Genomic DNA, 17,853 nt, shown 5'->3' on the forward strand with positions numbered 1-17,853 from the left:
CGGGCGCACTCGGAGGCGCTGATAGCGTCAGTGCCCGCTATATGCGCTCGGTCGTGTGTTCCTTTGTGGTACTTGACGTTATCCAGCAGCGGGGACGAGACGCGATGTCGGTCCGATGGGCGGCCACGGCGGGGTGGTGGGCGGTTCCTCTCGTTACCTTGATCGTTTCATCGCTCGTAGCAGGAACCACTGCTTCGGCCGAGCCACACAGAGGGTCGCCGCATTCCGTGGCTGCCGACAGCGGCGCGCCACCGGTGGACAACGTGATCGTCGGGGCACTCGGCGCGGGCTACGACGAACTACTGGGAGCAGCGGAGATGGGCTGCGAAAGAGGCAAAGAACATCTGCGGGATGTCGAACCAGCAGATTCGCGCGGTGCCGGAGAGGCAGTGCAGGCGGTTGTCCATCGATGCGATCGAACCGAACAGCATCGCTCCTGGATCCTTTCCCACCACCTACATCGCGTCGAAGCTGCAGGAATGCTCGATCTCGAGACGGGCCTCCTCGATGTGGACCGCTGGCGACCACGACTCTGTGCGTGGTGCCGACGAGAAACGCGAGTCCAAGCGCCAGGGCGCAGCCACCGCGGATGAAGCCTACTCAACAACTCGAAGGTTCGGCCAGCGGACGTCAACTCGGGGATCGTCGGCAGATCGGGCCGTCGCCGGGCCGGCTGTAGAACTCGCGTCGCATGCTAAGTCTGCGACCGACATTGAAAGGCAGTGAGAGATATCGGCGTTCCTACATATCGGCCGCAGAGAGACAGCACGTCAGCAGGCCGGAACTCATCGCTTCGTGCTGTGCACTGTGGATCAATGTCAGTGCACTCACAGCCAACTGCCCGGCTCGGGCCCGCCGTACGGTCTAGGTCGGTCGCATCGCCGAACCCCACCCGGCGATTCGCCCGACCGAGAACGCCCCTGGCAGGGTGTCCCGGTATAGGTATTCTGCTGCATGGCCCGGCATCGATGCTATGGACATGCAGCAGATCCCGATCCACTGGTCCGAAAGATGTTGTACGCGGTGCTATTTCAAACTGCATTGCCGAGTGGCAGGACACGCAGAACGGAGGGACCAGCGATAGATGCGACGGGGCGTCGACGCACGCCCCGACAGCCGCTCGTACCGCGCTCAATCGCGACATCGCCGTGCCGATGTCGCCCAAGCCGACGGCCCTGTGGACGAATCGCTCGCCTGCATGCTCGGCGGTGGCACGTCAGCCAGCAACAGCGCGTGTACGACTGCGAGTAAGGTCGGGACAAGGTCGGGCAGTCGATCGGCGCCATGGGTGAGCAGGTGGCTCGTCAGCAGGCTGACCACCGCACCGACGATTGCTCGTGCAGCGTGTTCGGACAGCTCCGGCGGCAATTCGGGATGCTTCTTCCGCCCTTCACTCACCAACTGCCGCAGCAGGGAAACGGTTCCGGCGAGATATCTTTCGTACTTCGCCCGTACGTCTGCGCCGGCCTGGGGGGCGCAGACGAGAAATACCGTGGCGAGGGCGGGTCTTTTGGCGAGGGCAACGCACAGTGCCCGGTGCCCGCCTTCGATTCGCTGATCTCGGTCGCCGCCAGCCGCCGTCGCCGTGACGACCTCGACAAGCAGTTCGTTCATACCTGAGGAAAACGCGGCGGAGAAACATGCGTCCTTGTCGGCGAAGTGCTCGTAGAAGGTGCGGCGCGAAACCTTCGCCGAGCCGATCACATCAGCGACCGTCGTCGCGCGATAGCCCTTCTCGGCAACTATCGCGATGATCGCATCGAACATGCGCGTCCGTTGCGACTCCTCCACGGCATCGCGTCCCAGTCTGTGCGGTCCCTTCGGCAGCACACCGGAGGAGCAGTCACTGTGCACATCGCTCACCGGTCTACCGTATCCACCCCGCGCTGTGCCCGCAGGTGAGCGGCTGTCGGTCACGGCGGCCGTGGCAACAGTGTGGTCCATCGGACAACTTCACGAATTCTCATCAAGATCGTTGGTCGATTGCTATAAATAGTCAGAGACATTGATGTTTCCCACTTTGGCCTCCAGGCATGGGACTTGCTGTGGCACAGCGAGTTCGGCTTGCCCCAATGTTCGCGTGCGTCGTCCTACTCGCTGTACCACACGAGTACGGCGATGGTGCGCGCCTGCGCAGGAAGTGAGCGGTGTGGACGATCTGGACCTGGCGGTGGAGTTGATCAATACACTCGATATCCGCGCGATGCCTGTCGACCGACTCGACAGCGTCGAGCACTTCCGGGTGATGTTGCGCGGCACAGGTCGAGTTCGACTAGCGGGGCAACTGCATGACTCCGACCTGCCACGGTTGCGCTGGCTACGCCAGCAACTGCGCGCCATCTTCGACACGGCGGAGGTAGCGGATGCAGCACACCGCATGAACACCTTGCTGCGCGAGATCGAGGTCGTGCCACAATTGCACGCTTCTCCCCACCGGGGACTGGCAATAGGCTGGGGCACAAACGAATCGGGTTTCTCCGAATTGGCGGCCAGATTGGTTGGCGCACTTGCCGAACATCTGATCGCCCACGGGACGACTCGGCTCGGTGTCTGTGCCGCCGCGCCGTGTCGGTGCGTGTTCGTGGATCGCACGAGACCGGGAACGCGAAAGTACTGCAAGGACGCCTGCAACGATCGAGTCGCCGCAGCAGCCTACTATTACCGACGGCGCGCGGCGCGCAGCCACGAAGCCCTGGTTCCGCATGAGTTGCGACCACAGCAACGGTGACACAGGCCCGCGTGGCCCACACCCCCGGTGGCGCCCAACAGGCGCGGGAGCCCAACGCGGATTGTCGTCGACACCTACGACAGCGAGCGCCCTCGACGGCGGAATCGCCACATGCGCGCACCACAGATCGGCGCGACTGGTCGCGCCAGTGTGTCCAGCCCATCACCTGCGGTGCGGCGCAGTCCGAGCACGACGGCTTGCACAACCCGACCGTGTCCGGCACCGCTATCTCCGGAGCCGTGACCCGCCATGACCGCATCTGAGGTCAGCCACCGCGCGGCGGCTCGATAGGACGCTGCCGCATGATCGATGCTGGTCAGCGCAGCTCCGAACGATGCACCCGCCGAAGGGCTCGGAGAGACCCAACGCGATCACCTTGCCTTCGGACAGGCCAGGCCGCGATCGCGGTGCCACGGCTGGGCTGGCGGCGCAACCCTCGAGGTTCGCGCCGACACGCCATGGCGGCCATACCGCTACTACCGGGGCACAGACACACTGGGTCCGATAACGAGCAATCCAAGCCGGCAGGGTCTCCGAATCCCCTGATGGTGCAGCGCTCGCACGAGCACGTCGCGATGCACCGGCTCGGATACAAGCGTCGCCGAAACGCAGATTCCCTGCGCCTCGGCGGCGCCCCGACTCCGCATCACCCGAGGCGACTCGCGCTCTCGTGTTCATGTCAACCGTCCCGGTAGCTGCCGGAACGCATGGGTCGCGGAATCGAGGAGGCTTTCTGACTCAACACAAGGGTTATCGATGGTGGCGTGCGTGGTTCAGGTTAAAAATCATCTGGTGTCGGGGGGTGTCACCGGAGAGATGCTCGATGCGGTGCTTTCGGTGGGCGTCGCGCCGCAGGCGATATGGTTTACTCGAGCTGTTACGGGGTGACCTTGACGTCGCTCTGGTGACTAGCGAGCGAGGCTGGGTTGGCCATCGAATCCTCGACGACCCGACCATGCCGCCGCGGTAGCAGCGCTGCGCCGGCTCGTCGTTTGATTGTGGTCCCGATGCTCGACGCGACCGTCGAGCATCCGAATTGCGCCCGTGACCGGGTACTCGACCGCACCCCCGGATACGGCCCACCAACCATTCGATGCCAACAAAATATGGGCCGCACAACATCGGGCAGTAGGTCGACATTCAGGCGTTCGTGCCCAGCCGTAATCTGTTCACCCTCATCGACCACATCCGGCACCAGCGGCAACAATCTTGAACACACCACGGCTGTCGGCATAGGTGACATAACCCAATTCGGAACGGACCGGTTCTCTGGACAGCCCCCGACAGTCGTTCAACTCGAGTATTCCGAATCCCTCGTTACGAGGTCTTGGAGTGGTTCTGGCCGAGTTGTATCGCGAAGTAGGTACTCGCGGACCGGAGAATGTCGTTCTCCCGCTGCAGGTGGGCTACTTGTTCGCGTAGCCGCTCGTTCTCCGCGGCGAGCTCACTGGTCGGCGCTTTAGGTGTCCGGCCGATGTCGGCCCGTCGTAGCCAGTATCGCAGCGCTTCGTGATGCACCCCCAATTGCTGGGCGAGATGGCGAATCGTCGGTTTCGGGTCCATGTCTTGGTAGATCCGGATCGCTTCGGCTTTCAACTCATCCGGATACTTCTTCTGCGCTGCCACGGAAAATTCCTTTCCGGCCGTTGTCGAATACTTCGAGCGCCGCGAGCGGCTGGCGTCGCGGTGGCGGCGTGAGCGAGGGGTCGGACCGCCCGTGGTGCCCTTATGCGCGGGGTGGCCGCGATGGAAGGAGGGAACCACGTCACGGCAGTTCCCTCCTCTCCCCTCCAGGGTCATTTGCGCATCGATCAGTGGATGCCGACGAGGGCGGCCGCATCCTTCGGAATCATGTTGGTGACTTCGACCGGGATCATGTTGACGACTTCGGCCGGGATCACGCCGGTGAAGTCATCTCGGATCAAGGTACTGACCGGGGCGGAGCTCGGGGTGTTCGTCGGCTCGGATGCCGTGGTGGCGGGGTCGAGCCCCGCCACCGAGACAGGGGTGGTGTCGTCGACGCGCGTCGCGACCGAATTAGCTTGTGTGACGCCGACGCGGGAGCTCTGCAGATTTGCCTGGGAGTCCGCAGTGGCGGCACCCGTGGCGGCACCGTTCGATTCGCCGATGGGCCCGCCGACGGCGCCACCGATCACGGCACCGATCCCGGCGCCGACCGCGGCCCCCGCAGCGGTGCCGACGATCGGACCGTAAACGGTTCCGGCCACGCCGACAATGATTCCGCCGATCACAGCACCGGGAAGACATCCGATGAGCAGCGCGGGCGCACCGACAACGCAGCCCAGGGCCATGCCGGTGAGCGCGCCGATGGCGGGTCCGGCGACCAGACCGGCGGCAGCGCCGGTGGCGGCACCGATTCCAGCGCCGATCCCGGCGCCGGTGGCGGCACCAAGGACGGTGCCGTTGACGCCTCCGGTGGCTGCCCCGTCCACGGCGCCGTCATGGACCGCGTCGTCGTGCAGCTGGTTACGAGCCTGATCCTGCTCGGCCTGGGACGGCCGGCTGTTCTGTGTCGCGCGGGGATTGCCCGGCATGGCGGTGCGACCGTCGTCGAGGTTGGTCCACGACGGCGGGGCAACCGGCAGATTCATCGGTGTCGGGATCGGGTTGGCCGGCGTCACTGCAGGGGGCTGCCCGGCGGGGCCGTTGTAGATGATGACATCGGCGTTGGCGTTGACTGCCGGGATAGCCCCGGCCAGAGCCGCAGCCATACACAGGCTACCGGTGGCGACACGCACGCTTGTTTTCATAGCTACTCCTACGCTTGGGCAAATTTTCAGCTATCCAGCTCTATGGATGGCCGTGACAGGTATCGGCTGTTCGCGATCCGCCAACCATCAGAACTTCGCAACCAGGCGTAAAGCAACTTGGAGATCACCCATTTACACAGCTCAACAATGGTTTACTAAGATTTACAGAACGAAAAGGGAGCTCATGGAAACAGGCAATGACGCACATCACATGTTGGTGGAGTACCTCGCCGGGGCACGGCAATCCAGAGGGGCGCCGAGTTTACGAGCAATCGCCGCCAAGACCGTCTACAGCCATACCACGGTCGCCCGGGTCTTCAACCCCGCTGCGCCGCTGCCTGCCTGGCCGATCGTCGAGCAGGTGGCCCGATCACTGGGGGCCGACACCGAGCAGGCACGCCAGTTGTGGAATCTCGCGGCTACGCCTGTTACCCCTTCCCACGCGCCGGGACGGGGGATGGCAGAGGGGGACGGCGGTGAAAGCCCCGCACCGGGGTCAAAAATAGCGTTGCTGCTCCTGGGGTTGGTGCTGTGCGTCGCCATGATCGTGATCGCCGTGACCCAGGCCGTCGACAGCAACGCGGTACACACGACCGCGTTGACCGACCTGTCACAGATCGTGTTCGGCGGCGCGGCAGCCGGGATACTGCTGGTACGTGTGTGGCGCTTCCAGCGACATGGCGATCGGCTCAACACCACCTATTTCGGGCTGCTGGCGGCCGGAGTCACCTCGTGGACCGCCGGACAGGTGGCCTGGTTCGTGGCTCGTTCGATCCATCACCAAACCATCCCCGGCGGGATCATCCACCACATCGGAGACCTCGCGATGCCAGTCTTCGTCGCGCCGGCGCTGTGGATACGCGCCCGGCGACTCGGAATTGCCCGAGTGCGTAACGACGTCGACAACGCCACCACATATTTCTGCCTACTCTGCGGGGCATATGCGGCGATGCTGTGGTTACTCGTCACTCTGCACCACCACGTCGAATCCCCCGCCACACTCCTGTTCGCCGTCTACCCGGCCGCCGACATCACCTTGAGCCTGGCCGCGCTCGGACCACTGATCTGCGGCCGCAGGATCATCGGCTCAGCCTTTCTGTCCACAGCCCTGCTCGCCGCTGGCGCCTCCGACACCGGCTATCTGCTGCTGAGAACCATGCCCGATGCTCACGGCTTCCCACCAGCAGCGGGCTTGGGCTACGTCGCTTTCACCGCGATCCTGTCGGTGTGCGCGCTCATAACCCAGCCGCTACCCCGCACATATCAACCGCCGCGAGCCATCGGCGGTTTGCCCACTCACCCGAGCCTCATAGTCGGCGCCGCCACCGGCGTCGCGGCGACTGTAACCACCACCGCCACAGCCCTCACTCTTCACCACCCCTTACCCACTTCCCTCACGACAACTCTCACGACACTGACCACCCTCTCCACATCGGCCCTGGCACTCGCCTATTGTGCGGGGACCACCCGAAGAGCGGGCCTGTCGCAATTTCGATCATGACGATGACGCACCGACGACAGGATGCGACAGGGTACTGCCCCCACGTTGGTTGACTCCTAGACCTGCTTCGGCTTTAGTTACCTGCCTTGATGTGAATTTCAGGCGGTGATGAGCTGGTTTTAGTTAGCGTAATTCGTGCTCAGTCGGCGTCCCATAGTCGAGCTGGGCGGGGCGGCGTTGCCGGTTGCAGAAGACGCGCTCTGCCCTGCCGCGCACTATCAACCTCGGCGTCCGCGCACGAAAAGCGTTGACCGCCAGCCACATGACGACCCTCGCCGCATAGTGCTCGAGAACGCCGGGCACGAATCCCGAAAAGTCTTACAGCAGTGCGGAATCAAGGCCGGCTGCCACGCCCGCACGCGCATGATCACCGCCCTGCCGTCCACGGGAACATCGGCGACGGTCCGCTCGTGATAGCAGTGCACCCTGACCGACTCCGCATCGCAGCCAGGCTGCATGCCGGACGGTCATCCAGGTCCGCACTCGCACCACGATCGTCGCGCGATCTGCTGCCATATGCTCCGCAATCAGCGTGGACAAATCCCGAAAATACTACTCCGACAACAATATCCACCTCACGCGCCGACGCATCGTGCTACCACCCGCCACTTGGAGGTGAGCTAGGCCGTTGATCAGGCGATCCCGCGCTCAATCAGCGGAGCGTCGCCAATGTGCCGGTCGATGCGCAGTTAGGTTTCTTCGTTCAGGGTTGGAGCAGCACCAATGGCGAAGACATCATGTGCTGGACGTTGAGGAATTTGCGATAGAGATCCGGGTTTTCCGGGATACGCTCGAGCAGATTCAGCATGTACTTGTTAGCAAGTGTAGCGGTGAGGGGTGCTCGACGTGGGTCCCATCCTTGATCGAGACTCGTCGACAGGATCCACGGAATAAGGATCGTCCTGCGTGTTCGTCTCTGGAACCGATGACAGCCTGCGCCGTTCCCGAACTGGTGAAGCGATCTCCCCAGTAGCAATGCCTGCTCGGCGGCGATCGTCATGCCGTGACCGTAGACGGGGTTGAGGCTACACAGCGCGTCCCCTAGGACGGCGAGGCCATCTGGCCAGTCGTGCAATCGGTCGTAGCGGTGCCAATGCCCACCGAGTCCGGCGTAGCGGTAGATGGCACTCGCTGGTGCGGCATCGCGGACGACCTCGGTTATGTAGGGATTTGCCAGGGACTCGGCGTAGGCGGTGAAACCATCGGGTTCTGTGGGTGCCATCTCACCGTCAGCACCGAACAAGCAGACGATCCAGCTGTTGTCTTCGAGCGCGTTGACGACACCACCTCGCCTCGTAGTTGGCGCGAACGTGGACTGTATGGACATGTGCCAGCGGACTCCGGTACTTCGGTGGTACAGGCGAGATGTGTAGGAAAGCCTTCCGTCCACCTGAAGTGTTCTAGGCGTGGACAGTCCCGCATCGACCAGCCAAGTAGGTAGTTGAGAGTGGCGGCCGGTGGCGATGACCACCAGGTCCGCGCTGATCTGGCGATCGCCGTCGAGCTCGACGCCGCTGATTCGAGTGGCGGCGCGAACCAATCCCGTCGTCGGTGTCCGGTCCCGCATGGTCACGTTCGGACGCGCGAGTACGCGTTTACGGATCGACGATTCCAGCAAGGTACGGCTGAAAGTTTGAACCGCGAGTCCGGTTTGGACCGATGGCGACCAGCCGGTGGGAAACCGTAGCGGGAGCCGCCCGAAGTCGGAGATCGGTGCGCCGCGGCTAGCCAGTTCTTCTCTCAGTCCGGGAAAGAGTTGTTCAAGGATCTGTGCACCGCGAGCGAGCAGCCCATGTGGGTGGCGGCACTGTGGCGTACCTCTTCTATACGCCGGGGCATCGGTGATGGCATCTCGCTCGACTATGGTCACGCGCTGACAATGGTCAGCGAGAACCCTGGCCGCGACGAGACCCGCATATCCTCCCCCTACCACCACTGCGTGACCAGTAGGTGTCATGGTCACCCCCGTTGTCGCTGGGTCAGTTCATCCGGTGCGGCTAGGCAGGCCCGGATCGTATGTGGGGTTGTAAGATTGACTCCGTGCGAACGCGGCCGTAGCCGTTCGTCGGCACCCAGGACATCGAAATCTTCGAGCCGCACTGCGGCAGCTAAGGCGAGTCGCATCTCCAATTCGGTCAGCTGCGCGCCCAGGCAATAGTGGGATCCGATACCGAAGGGTAAATACCGCATTGAGGATGGGCGCTGGTTCAGGAATCGCTCGGGCCTGAATTCGGCGTGATCGGGGTAAGTCGGTTCGTGATGGTGGGCCAGGTGTATCGCGACGATGACGTGGGTGCCTTCGGCGAAATGGAAGCCTTCAGCAGTGAATGCGGTGTCCACTCGTCGCGCTGCACTGGTGGGGGTGACAGTGGGGATGCGCAGGGCTTCGGTGCACACTGCGGACAGGTACGGCAGCGATGCGATCTCTCGCGCGGAGGCATCCTTTGGTAGCGCATGCACTTCTTCGGACACGCGTGCGGCGACATCGGGGCGATGGTATAGCCAGTACAGAGCCATGGAGATACCGTTTCCGGCGGTTGTTGTCCCGCCGGTGAGAACGCTGACGATTTGATCGCGGATATCGCGATCATTCAGCGGGCGTGGTGCGGTCAGTAGCGCACTCAGCAGCGAGTCCCCACGCTGGGCGCCTTTCATTCGCGCGCGGGCGATCTCTGCTAGAAGAACGCGATCCAGTTCGCTGCGGTGGTAGTGGTATTGGGTCTCGAGGTGGGCACGCAGCGATAGCGGGGCCGTACGTGCGTCGTGCAGGGCGTTGAGTACGGCGACGAGTTCATCCTCCAGGACATGCTCGGTAGTAGCTGGGAGGTCGTCGGGGAAAATGAAGGAGTTCATGATTCGGGCGGTGATCCTGATCATCGCTCTGGCCAACGGTTGCGGAGGCCGACCCGCAAGCTCGTTCAAGCCTTGTGTGATCAGTGCGTGAACCGTATCTGCCTTTCGCTGTAGCGAGGCGCCCGTAAACAGCGGTGTCACAGTCTGCCGTATTCGACGATGCTCGGCTCCGGCCAGCTTCAACATGCTATGCGGGCCGATCAGGTCGTTGTAAATCGTCGGTCCGAGCGCGGTAAGTTGTTGATCATGCCGTAGCAGAATGCTGCGGAAGTGGCGTGGAGAGCTGAGACATACCCGTGGTGGTTGAGAAGGCCGGTGGAGGGTGAATAGGTCGCCGTAGGAATGCCGGAACTCTTCCAGCATCGCTGGCTCCTGTTCCAACCGCCACATTTCGTCGCGATTCAGGGACGGGCCGGGAGGTAGAAGCTGCGCAGAGGTCATGTCAGGAACTTTCTGGAATAGCTGATCAACGTAGCTCGTCATGCGATTTGTGGGCTTCGCGGTCGTCCAGAGACGCTGCCGCGGTGAGGCCGTAGCGAGCGCTGTCGAGGACAGACCAATTGACTGTGGCAGCGATCCAGTCCTGACAGCCGTCGATCCATCCGGCGAGGTTGGGGCTTGCGACGTGGCGCACTGTTTCGGCCAGTTGCGCGAACGCGGCGATTTCGGCATAGGTCTGATCGGCGGCAAGATCTATTGCCTCCTGCCACGACCGGTCCAGCTCAGCTTCCTTGAGCACCGTGACCAGACTGCGCGCCGATGGCTGCTGCACTTCCACACCAGCGCTCAGCACATCGTTGGACCAGGCGATCACGTTGACCGCAAGTTGCTCCAGGCGGCGGACCTCGGGCGAGTAGAATTCCTCGGCGGTGATTGGCCCTGCGTTGGCTACATCGGCAAGGGCGATGAACGGGCTCAGCCCTGCTGTATACCGGCGATACGACACATACGAACTCGGATTCGATCGGTCAGCGCACACTTGGTCGAAAAGCTGCAGACCCACCGAGAGCAGCCATAGCCGCATCGAATTCGCCCAGCGTTGATAGTTTTCAGTAGCCGGTACCCAAGCCTTCAGCCTGCGGCAGAGATCCCACCATGCCGTTTCGCCACGCACCGGTTGGGTGCCCATTTCATCGAAATCGACCACATCCAGCATTGCGGTCAACTTGCCCACTACCGCAGTTGCGTGCTGCGGACCCTCCGCTAGACCGTCCGTCACGTCATCCAGCATGAAGAACCATTGCAGGAAGTCTGCGGACCACTGCGCGAAAACCCTATCAGCGCGGGGGCAATAACGCGCGGCCAACCACGCGAATCTATGGCTTTCGTACCGATCGCGCTCGAGTTCATTCCGAAATAGCTCGTGCCGCGCTGACCATTCGAATAATTCGGCATGTATCGCATGGACGTCGGGGCGAACAGTGCTGGCCCACGGCAACTGGAACGCCGGCAGCGAGACTTGGTTGAATTCATCGGCGTTGTTTCGCATATTCTCTGCACTTTCCCTATAGACAGCGGCACGACCGACACTTATCTCGGGGAGTTACCCCTTCGGTTGCGCACATGGTAAGGGTGTCGAAAAGCAGTGCTCGCCCTGGACAGTAGGGCACTCTCAGATCCGGCGGCAATCGGGGCCTCGGTCTTGCGTGCGACCATCTCGGACCGTGGTTGAGTTCACCGGCGCGCACGCCGCCTCTTGTTATCGACTTGACGGGCAACGGCGTGCCGAGGCCAATCAGCAACGTCGACCCCCGGAGGTATTTCGTCGCTGTCGATGCCGTCTGGAGCTCAGCGGACGTTGACAACAGACTCGATCTCGTTCGAGATTGCTTCGGTGCCGGTCGACCGTGCTGCGGACAAGATCGCCGCTTTACGGCTGCCGCCAGCAAACGTTTAAGGGTATCGCCGGAACCGTCCCGACGCACAATGCTCCCAGCAAAAGCACCCCGCCTCGGCGTGCGCCGAGCCAGCAATCCGTGGTTTGCCCGCAGCATGACTCTATCGTCGTCACCGACAACGGTCCAGCAGTCTCGGTAATGTGGTCGCAGTTCATTCCGGAGCGGGTCAGAGTTATCATCACCGGCGCCTGCATCGACTCTCCCAGAACAACGGCAATCCGCTCCATGCAATCTTGCGGTAGTACCGAAGAAACTCATACGCATCGCCTTGCAAAGAAGTCCGCCGTGTAGCCTCCATCGAAACCCGACAGGCTTCCGCGCTACCCGAATAAGGAGATATGCACCGCCGGGCCCGAGATGTGAACCAACTGTAATCGATAGCGCCCACCAAGGACCAATGAACCATAATCGTCGTTGTCCGGTACGGATATTTCAAATGAGCGTGCAAGCGAACCTCAGCGGACGGTCGGTACGGTTCCAGTCGGCGCATGTCCCTGACCTGCAGTAATGGCCCCAGCTGTTGTCTCGAACGATCTCATTCCGAGAATAGTGCGCACCCTGAAATCGCGATGCGGACCAGAATGTTATCTCAAGAAAGCGATCCGGTTGCGAGGACTGCCCCCGCTCAGAGAAGTCGGTTGGTCAGCACTGCGGCCGCGGCAGGGACCACCTCGATTGTGCGCGGGCGTGGACGGAGAGGCTCGTGCCGCACATAGCGGATCTCCCAGCGGCCGTGACAGCTTGGTAACCCCGGCTTCCTCCCCGGCGGTGGCGGTGGCGTGATCACTGATCAGTTCATGACCGACAAGCGGATAGCCGCCCACCACGTCGCAGTCGCTGACACCGAATTCCAGAGAGTTGACCAGGACTTCATTAGCGCCAAGCACTCGCGCGACGCCGCACTCGCGCGCTGGTCGCTCACCGGTAACGGGCCCGTGCCCTCGGCACCTCCGCGCCAGCAGATCGAGCCCAGTCCCATCGACGGATCCGCGGCAGCCCGGTCACATCGGCGAAGCGAGCCAGGGGTGAAGGGGCCGAAATCGGTGTCGACACGGAACGCACGGCACCGAGCGACACCGGCATCCGCGGGCCCCATCGGCGAGCAGTTGCGCATCGACCTCTAGATCCCATCGGCTCGGCAGACGCCCGGATGTTATCTGGACGCGTTGACAGCGCAGCAAAACTCTCGACGCGGCGGCGTTACGCAGGCCCCGCGACTACGCACTGCTCGTGATGGCTCTGGTGCCGGGGCTACGGGAATCGGAGCCGGCCGAGCTCGACATCGAGCGTGCAAACCGTCGACGGTGAAAGGGTCGATTCACGCCCACCCCCTTCCAACCACCGACCGAACCACTCCCTGTCCTGATGCCACGATGAACTCCCGACCGGGTCCACCCCGAACGCGTCAGCCTCCCCGAATCTGCCGACCGGCTATCGTCGAACACCATTGACCACCTCCGTGCCATCCCGACTCCAGGATCGCAGGTAGTACCGACGAAACGGGCCACGACGATTAGTAGCGGATCTCAGCGAATCGCGCCGCTACTACCTGGAAGCGGTCAAATCGAGGTTGCGCGCCGGTGAGGCACCACGGTTCCGACTCTACGACATGACCACATGCCTGACCTTGACCGCCCAACCGGTCGCCGGGTAGCGAATTCGTTGCTCCGGCACCAGGATCCGCAGGTGACGGTAGACCGCTGCGAGTGACGCATGCATTGCGCCGATACACTCGCTTGAACAGCAGTCCTGGCGAACAGCGGTATGATGCGTCGGGTGGGGTTGACAGGATCGCCATATCGAATTTTTGTTTGCTGCCGCGATGCTTTCTGGTGCCGGGTGGTGGGCACTCGATAGCCGGGCCGTCGTGAGACTGTTCGACAGTCGGGAATGTCCGCCATGATTGGTTTGCTGATCTACGGTTGTGATCTTGCCATCGCTGGGCACCCTGCCTGACAGGTATTGCACACCGATTTATCGTTCTGGGAAACTTTGCTTACACGGTGCCCGGAAGGAAAATCATGCCGCAGGACATTGGATTTGATCTGCCCTTCCCGCTAAATATCAGCCCGGACCTGGAGCGCGCCCGGAGCAGGAACCTGGATTGGGTTCGTGAACAAGGCCTGGTGGACACCGGTGAGATGTTGGCTTGGTACTCGATGTGGGACATGCCGAAACTCGCGGCGTACGGATTCCCATACGCCACAGGGGACGAACTGGACCTATGTACCGATGCAATGGCCTTCTTCTTCCTCTTCGATGATCAGTTCGACGGCCCGCTGGGCCACAGCCCGGACCGCGTCGCCCACGCTTGCCGGGGGTTTACAGACCTGATCCATGGCAATCGGTCCGGTCGATCCACCAACCCGTTGACTAACGCGTTCGCTGACGTGTGGGATCGGTGCAGGCAATCGGCATCCGCGCGTTGGCAGGCTCGGGCCGCTTGCGACTGGGAATACTACTTCGCCGCACACGCACACGAGGCGATCAACCGAGTCCGCGGAGTACCCTCGCCGATGCCCGAATACGTGGAAGTCCGACGCGGTGTCGCAGCTATGGATATCACGATTTCGCTTGGTGAACGAGCGGCCATGATCGACGTACCGCCCGCCGCCTTTTACAGCCCTCACCTGCGCATCATGCGCCAGATCGCCGTCGAACTCCCCTTCATGTGCAACGATGTGTACTCCCTCGAGAAAGAAGAATCCCGCGGAGACATGGACAACCTCGTCCTCGTCCTCGAACAGGAGCAACACATCTCCCGGACTGAGGCGATTGAACAAGCCAAGGCTGAGATTGCTCGGCGCTCCGCTCGGTTCCTATCTCTCCAGCACGGCGTCGCGGGCATGTGCGCACAGCTCGGACTCAACGACCAGCAACACAGTGAGGTGAACCGATACATCGAAGTCATGTCCGCATTCACCCGGGGCTACCATCAATGGGAAACCGAGACCCGCCGCTACACCGGGGCAGCCGACATCGTCCCCGCTTCGGGCCCCGGCTACTTCCAGGACTTACTCGATCACCAGACATAGACAGCGGCCGAGTCCGGCCGCGGAGCCACCTTGCTGAGGATCCATTGCGGTACTGAGGGTGTTGAACCAGTCTATGAACACGAACCGGCCCGCCGTCCGCGGAGCAGTCAACACACCTACCTCCCGCTGAGAATCGCGCGATGGAAGTCCCGTGCGTCGGCGATGATGTCGGCCAGCTCCGGTCGTTGCGGCTTCCAACCCAGTACACGGTGGACTTTCTCGCTGGAGGCGGTGCACACTGGCGGGTCGCCGGTACTGCGACCTTCGATCGCACCGGTGACTTCGCGGACGGTGTCGAGGACTTGCTGATTCCAATACCTTTGCCCGTTACCGACATTGAAGTTCTCGTGGCGGCCCGGCTCGACGGCGTCGAGGGCGAGCAGGTGCGCGGCGGCGAGATCGCTGACGTGGATGTAGTCGCGGATGCAGGTGCCGTCAGGGGTCGGGTAGTCGGTGCCGAACAGGGTGAAGAGGTCGCGTTGCCCGCCGGCGGTTTGCAGCAGGATAGGGATAAGGTGTGATTCGGGGTCGTGACGTTCGCCGAGATGTGTTCCGTGCGCGGTGCGGACGGCTCCGGCAGCGTTGAAGTAGCGCAACGTCGCCGCACCGAGGCTGGTGGAGGCACCGCATTCACCCGCGATGAATTGATCAACGGTGGCTTTGTTAGCCGCGTAAGGGTTTCTGGGTCGCACTTCCGCGGTTTCATCGAAGGCGGTGGTGCCGTCGCCGGTATACATCGAACCGGTAGAGGAGAAGATCAGCCGCGGCATCTCGGCCGCGCGGATCGCGCGCAAGAGCGCGAGGCTGCCTTCGATGTTGTTGTGCCAATACTTTTCGGGGTTGGTCACCGATTCACAGACTTCGATGCTGGCCGCGAAGTGCAGCACCCTGTCGAACCCGGCGGCCGTGGGGAGGACCTCGGCGACGTCGTGAACCGACATCTGGTGAAGCCGCGACTGCGGGCATATAGTCCGGTCACTGCGAGGCGGTTAGTGTCGACTCGATCCGAATGAAGCTCGGCAAACGTCCAGGTCATCGTCACTGTCAGGTGAAGGGAACGCGGCTGTATGAGCGTCACAACCGAGTCCAGTCAGCACGAAAAACCTCAACGTCACAAGGTCACCGGAGATGTTCATCTGATCATGTGCCGCGGCCACGAAGTGCTCTTCGGTCAGCGACAGCACACCGGATTCGAAGACGGTGCATGGCACCTGCTTTCGGGCCATCTCGAGGCCGGCGAATCGGTCATCGACGCTGTGATCCGCGAAGCCGCAGAGGAAATCGGCGTGACGATCGCACCCGCGGATGTGCGATTCAGTCACATCATGCACAACTCGTCCTCGGGCGGGCGGATGGCGTTCTTCTTCACCGTGCGTAGCTGGCAGGGCGAACCGGTCAACCTGGAGCCGGACAAGTGCAGCGCACTGAAGTGGTTCGCCTCGGATACGCTTCCTGATCACATGATTGGCTACTGCCGCACCGCCATGGACCACATCGCCAGCGGTACGCCATTCTCGATCTACGGCTGGTAGAGCTGTGGCGGCACGCAATGCGGTCCGATCATATGCGTCAGCTACCTCGCCCTGGTCGAACTGTGGAACGTGCCGCAGTATCCGTCCACTGATCACGGCAGCGATGTGTGCGGTACCGAGCTATCGATCGCCGCCGACGGCCCGATGACTGCCGCCACCCTCACGGCACTCGACGTGCCGACGTTACTTATTGCCAACGACATCCGCGTTCCGGTCGTGGGACCGCACCGTAGCCGTTGGCCGCCAGCCGATCCGAGAACATCCGATAGTGCCTGCGGGCTCAGTCGGTCAACGCAACGCCTCTTCGAGTGCTTCTGATGGTGTGCGGAATTCGAGGGTTTGTCGAGGGCGCCCGTTGAGTTCGTCGGCGATCGCATCGAAGTCGGTCTGGCTGTAGGTGCGTAGGTCGAGATGTCGGGGAAGGTATTCGCGCAGGAGTCCGTTGGTGTTTCATTGCTGCCGCGCTGCCAGGACTCTTCGGATCACAGAAATAGACCCGGGACGCCGGTGGCGACGGTGAAGGCGGCGTGTTCGGCCATTTCGTAGCCTTGGTCCGAGGTCAGAGACCGCCGCAACGCATCCGGGAGAGTGCAGATCCGGGCCGCCAAAGCGTCTGCGACCAGATCGGCACGCTTGCCCTCGGGCAGGGCGACCAGCAGCAGAAACCGGGTGGACCGTTCGACCAGGGTGGCGACCGCAGACATGCCGCGCCCGAACAACAGATCGCCTTCCCAATGCCCAGGCACGGCCCGATCGGCGGCCTCGGCAGGGCGTTCAGCGATGTCGAGCACGCCGCGGCGCTGACCGCGGCCGTCGGGGGTGCGCTTGGCCTTGGGCCGGTGCATGGCGCGGTGGGTGCGAAGGTGCTCGCCCCAGGCCGCGGGCGATACCGCGCAGCGAGTCCCGGGCCGCCGGCCCGCGCGAGATCTCTTCTCGTTCAGCCAGATTCAGGCGGAGCCGACCGCGGTGGCGAGGAATCGGCCGGACCCCGCCACAGCGTTCGAGTAGATCACGCACCGTTGACGGGTGCCGGACCGCCACCGCCGCCACACCTCCTCCACCTGAGCCTCGGTCAACGGGGTCCTTTCTCCGACAGTGGGTCTACTCGAAGCCATCGCGCATCACATCCGTTCCTCACCAGGAGATTCCAGTGTGTTGCGCCGACCTATTGAGACCACGTCGATGAGCGCGCGTTGGGCGGGGTTTGATTACGCGCACGCTGGCGCAGTCTGCCAATCGAATTGCGCACTTTTAGCGTCAGCACGTCATAGGCTTGCCTGGCTGTATTAGTGGTGGCTGTTTCCAACGCCCAGCCTGTTTCAACCAGTGCTGGCACACAGAAGGGAAGCCCGTCCGATGCGCATGTTCCACTCGATATCCAGAATCGTCGTGATCACCGGAGCGTGTCCGCGGACTCTTCCAGGGGGTGGGCCGCGCTTCAGCCGATGAGAGCCGTTCGTTGCGTCAGCTCGCCGCCGACCTGAGACGCCGAATGGAAGCAATGAACGTATCCGCACGACCTGGTTCGATTCTGC

At 62.6% G+C, this 17,853-nt stretch carries 14 protein-coding genes; 5 read left to right on the top strand and 9 right to left on the bottom strand.

The features are described 5' to 3' along the window. Positions 1 to 351 precede the first annotated feature (351 nt). Positions 352 to 726, top strand: coding sequence for a hypothetical protein (locus ACIHA7_RS32225; protein ID WP_397294773.1), 375 nt, complete (start codon positions 352 to 354; stop codon positions 724 to 726). Positions 727 to 1,131: 405 nt separating this feature from the next. Here ACIHA7_RS32225 and ACIHA7_RS32230 read toward each other — a convergent pair whose 3' ends face one another. Further along, positions 1,132 to 1,863, bottom strand: a complete 732-nt coding sequence (locus ACIHA7_RS32230) for a TetR/AcrR family transcriptional regulator (RefSeq protein WP_397294775.1) — start codon at positions 1,861 to 1,863, stop codon at positions 1,132 to 1,134. 286 nt (positions 1,864 to 2,149) lie between these two features. On the opposite strand from ACIHA7_RS32230, the gene ACIHA7_RS32235 reads away from it, so the two are divergent. Further along, positions 2,150 to 2,728, top strand: coding sequence for a CGNR zinc finger domain-containing protein (locus ACIHA7_RS32235; protein ID WP_397294776.1), 579 nt, complete (start codon positions 2,150 to 2,152; stop codon positions 2,726 to 2,728). A 1,317-nt stretch (positions 2,729 to 4,045) separates the two neighbouring features. On the opposite strand, the gene ACIHA7_RS32240 is transcribed toward ACIHA7_RS32235, so the two are convergent. Beyond that, positions 4,046 to 4,354 carry a transposase gene (locus ACIHA7_RS32240; protein ID WP_397294777.1) on the bottom strand — a complete coding sequence of 103 codons (309 nt, stop codon included), beginning with the start codon at positions 4,352 to 4,354 and terminating at the stop codon, positions 4,046 to 4,048. 185 nt (positions 4,355 to 4,539) lie between these two features. Continuing rightward, positions 4,540 to 5,499, bottom strand: coding sequence for a hypothetical protein (locus ACIHA7_RS32245; RefSeq protein WP_397294779.1), 960 nt, complete (start codon positions 5,497 to 5,499; stop codon positions 4,540 to 4,542). Positions 5,500 to 5,683: 184 nt separating this feature from the next. On the opposite strand from ACIHA7_RS32245, the gene ACIHA7_RS32250 reads away from it, so the two are divergent. Further along, positions 5,684 to 7,000, top strand: coding sequence for a hypothetical protein (locus ACIHA7_RS32250; RefSeq protein ID WP_397294781.1), 1,317 nt, complete (start codon positions 5,684 to 5,686; stop codon positions 6,998 to 7,000). A gap of 703 nt (positions 7,001 to 7,703) precedes the next feature. Here ACIHA7_RS32250 and ACIHA7_RS32255 read toward each other — a convergent pair. The 3 genes from ACIHA7_RS32255 to ACIHA7_RS32265 are packed head-to-tail and all read right to left on the bottom strand — an operon-like array spanning position 7,704 to position 11,342. Further along, entirely contained in the window at positions 7,704 to 8,957 is a 1,254-nt protein-coding gene (locus tag ACIHA7_RS32255; protein WP_397294783.1) for an FAD-dependent oxidoreductase, read from the bottom strand. A 2-nt stretch (positions 8,958 to 8,959) separates the two neighbouring features. Next, positions 8,960 to 10,294, bottom strand: coding sequence for a cytochrome P450 (locus ACIHA7_RS32260; RefSeq protein ID WP_397294785.1), 1,335 nt, complete (start codon positions 10,292 to 10,294; stop codon positions 8,960 to 8,962). Positions 10,295 to 10,319: 25 nt separating this feature from the next. Continuing rightward, positions 10,320 to 11,342: a terpene synthase family protein gene (locus ACIHA7_RS32265; protein WP_397294787.1), complete on the bottom strand. Its 1,023-nt coding sequence runs from the start codon at positions 11,340 to 11,342 to the stop codon at positions 10,320 to 10,322. 2,430 nt (positions 11,343 to 13,772) lie between these two features. On the opposite strand from ACIHA7_RS32265, the gene ACIHA7_RS32270 reads away from it, so the two are divergent. Continuing rightward, positions 13,773 to 14,786, top strand: a complete 1,014-nt coding sequence (locus tag ACIHA7_RS32270; protein ID WP_397294789.1) for a terpene synthase family protein — start codon at positions 13,773 to 13,775, stop codon at positions 14,784 to 14,786. 116 nt (positions 14,787 to 14,902) lie between these two features. Here ACIHA7_RS32270 and ACIHA7_RS32275 read toward each other — a convergent pair whose 3' ends face one another. Beyond that, positions 14,903 to 15,754, bottom strand: coding sequence for an NAD-dependent epimerase/dehydratase family protein (locus tag ACIHA7_RS32275; RefSeq protein WP_397295535.1), 852 nt, complete (start codon positions 15,752 to 15,754; stop codon positions 14,903 to 14,905). A gap of 99 nt (positions 15,755 to 15,853) precedes the next feature. On the opposite strand from ACIHA7_RS32275, the gene ACIHA7_RS32280 reads away from it, so the two are divergent. After that, positions 15,854 to 16,318, top strand: a complete 465-nt coding sequence (locus tag ACIHA7_RS32280) for an NUDIX domain-containing protein (protein ID WP_397294790.1) — start codon at positions 15,854 to 15,856, stop codon at positions 16,316 to 16,318. A 482-nt stretch (positions 16,319 to 16,800) separates the two neighbouring features. Here the strand turns inward: ACIHA7_RS32280 and ACIHA7_RS32285 are convergent, their stop codons facing one another. Both ACIHA7_RS32285 and ACIHA7_RS32290 read right to left on the bottom strand, forming a co-directional pair. Next, the gene (locus ACIHA7_RS32285; protein WP_397294792.1) at positions 16,801 to 17,163 is read right to left on the bottom strand and encodes an IS30 family transposase; all 363 of its coding nucleotides are present in this window, start codon (positions 17,161 to 17,163) and stop codon (positions 16,801 to 16,803) included. A 102-nt stretch (positions 17,164 to 17,265) separates the two neighbouring features. After that, positions 17,266 to 17,394, bottom strand: coding sequence for a hypothetical protein (locus ACIHA7_RS32290; protein ID WP_397294793.1), 129 nt, complete (start codon positions 17,392 to 17,394; stop codon positions 17,266 to 17,268). Positions 17,395 to 17,853: the final 459 nt, after the last annotated feature.

Source organism: Nocardia sp. NPDC052316 (assembly GCF_044547795.1).
Classification (GTDB): domain Bacteria; phylum Actinomycetota; class Actinomycetes; order Mycobacteriales; family Mycobacteriaceae; genus Nocardia.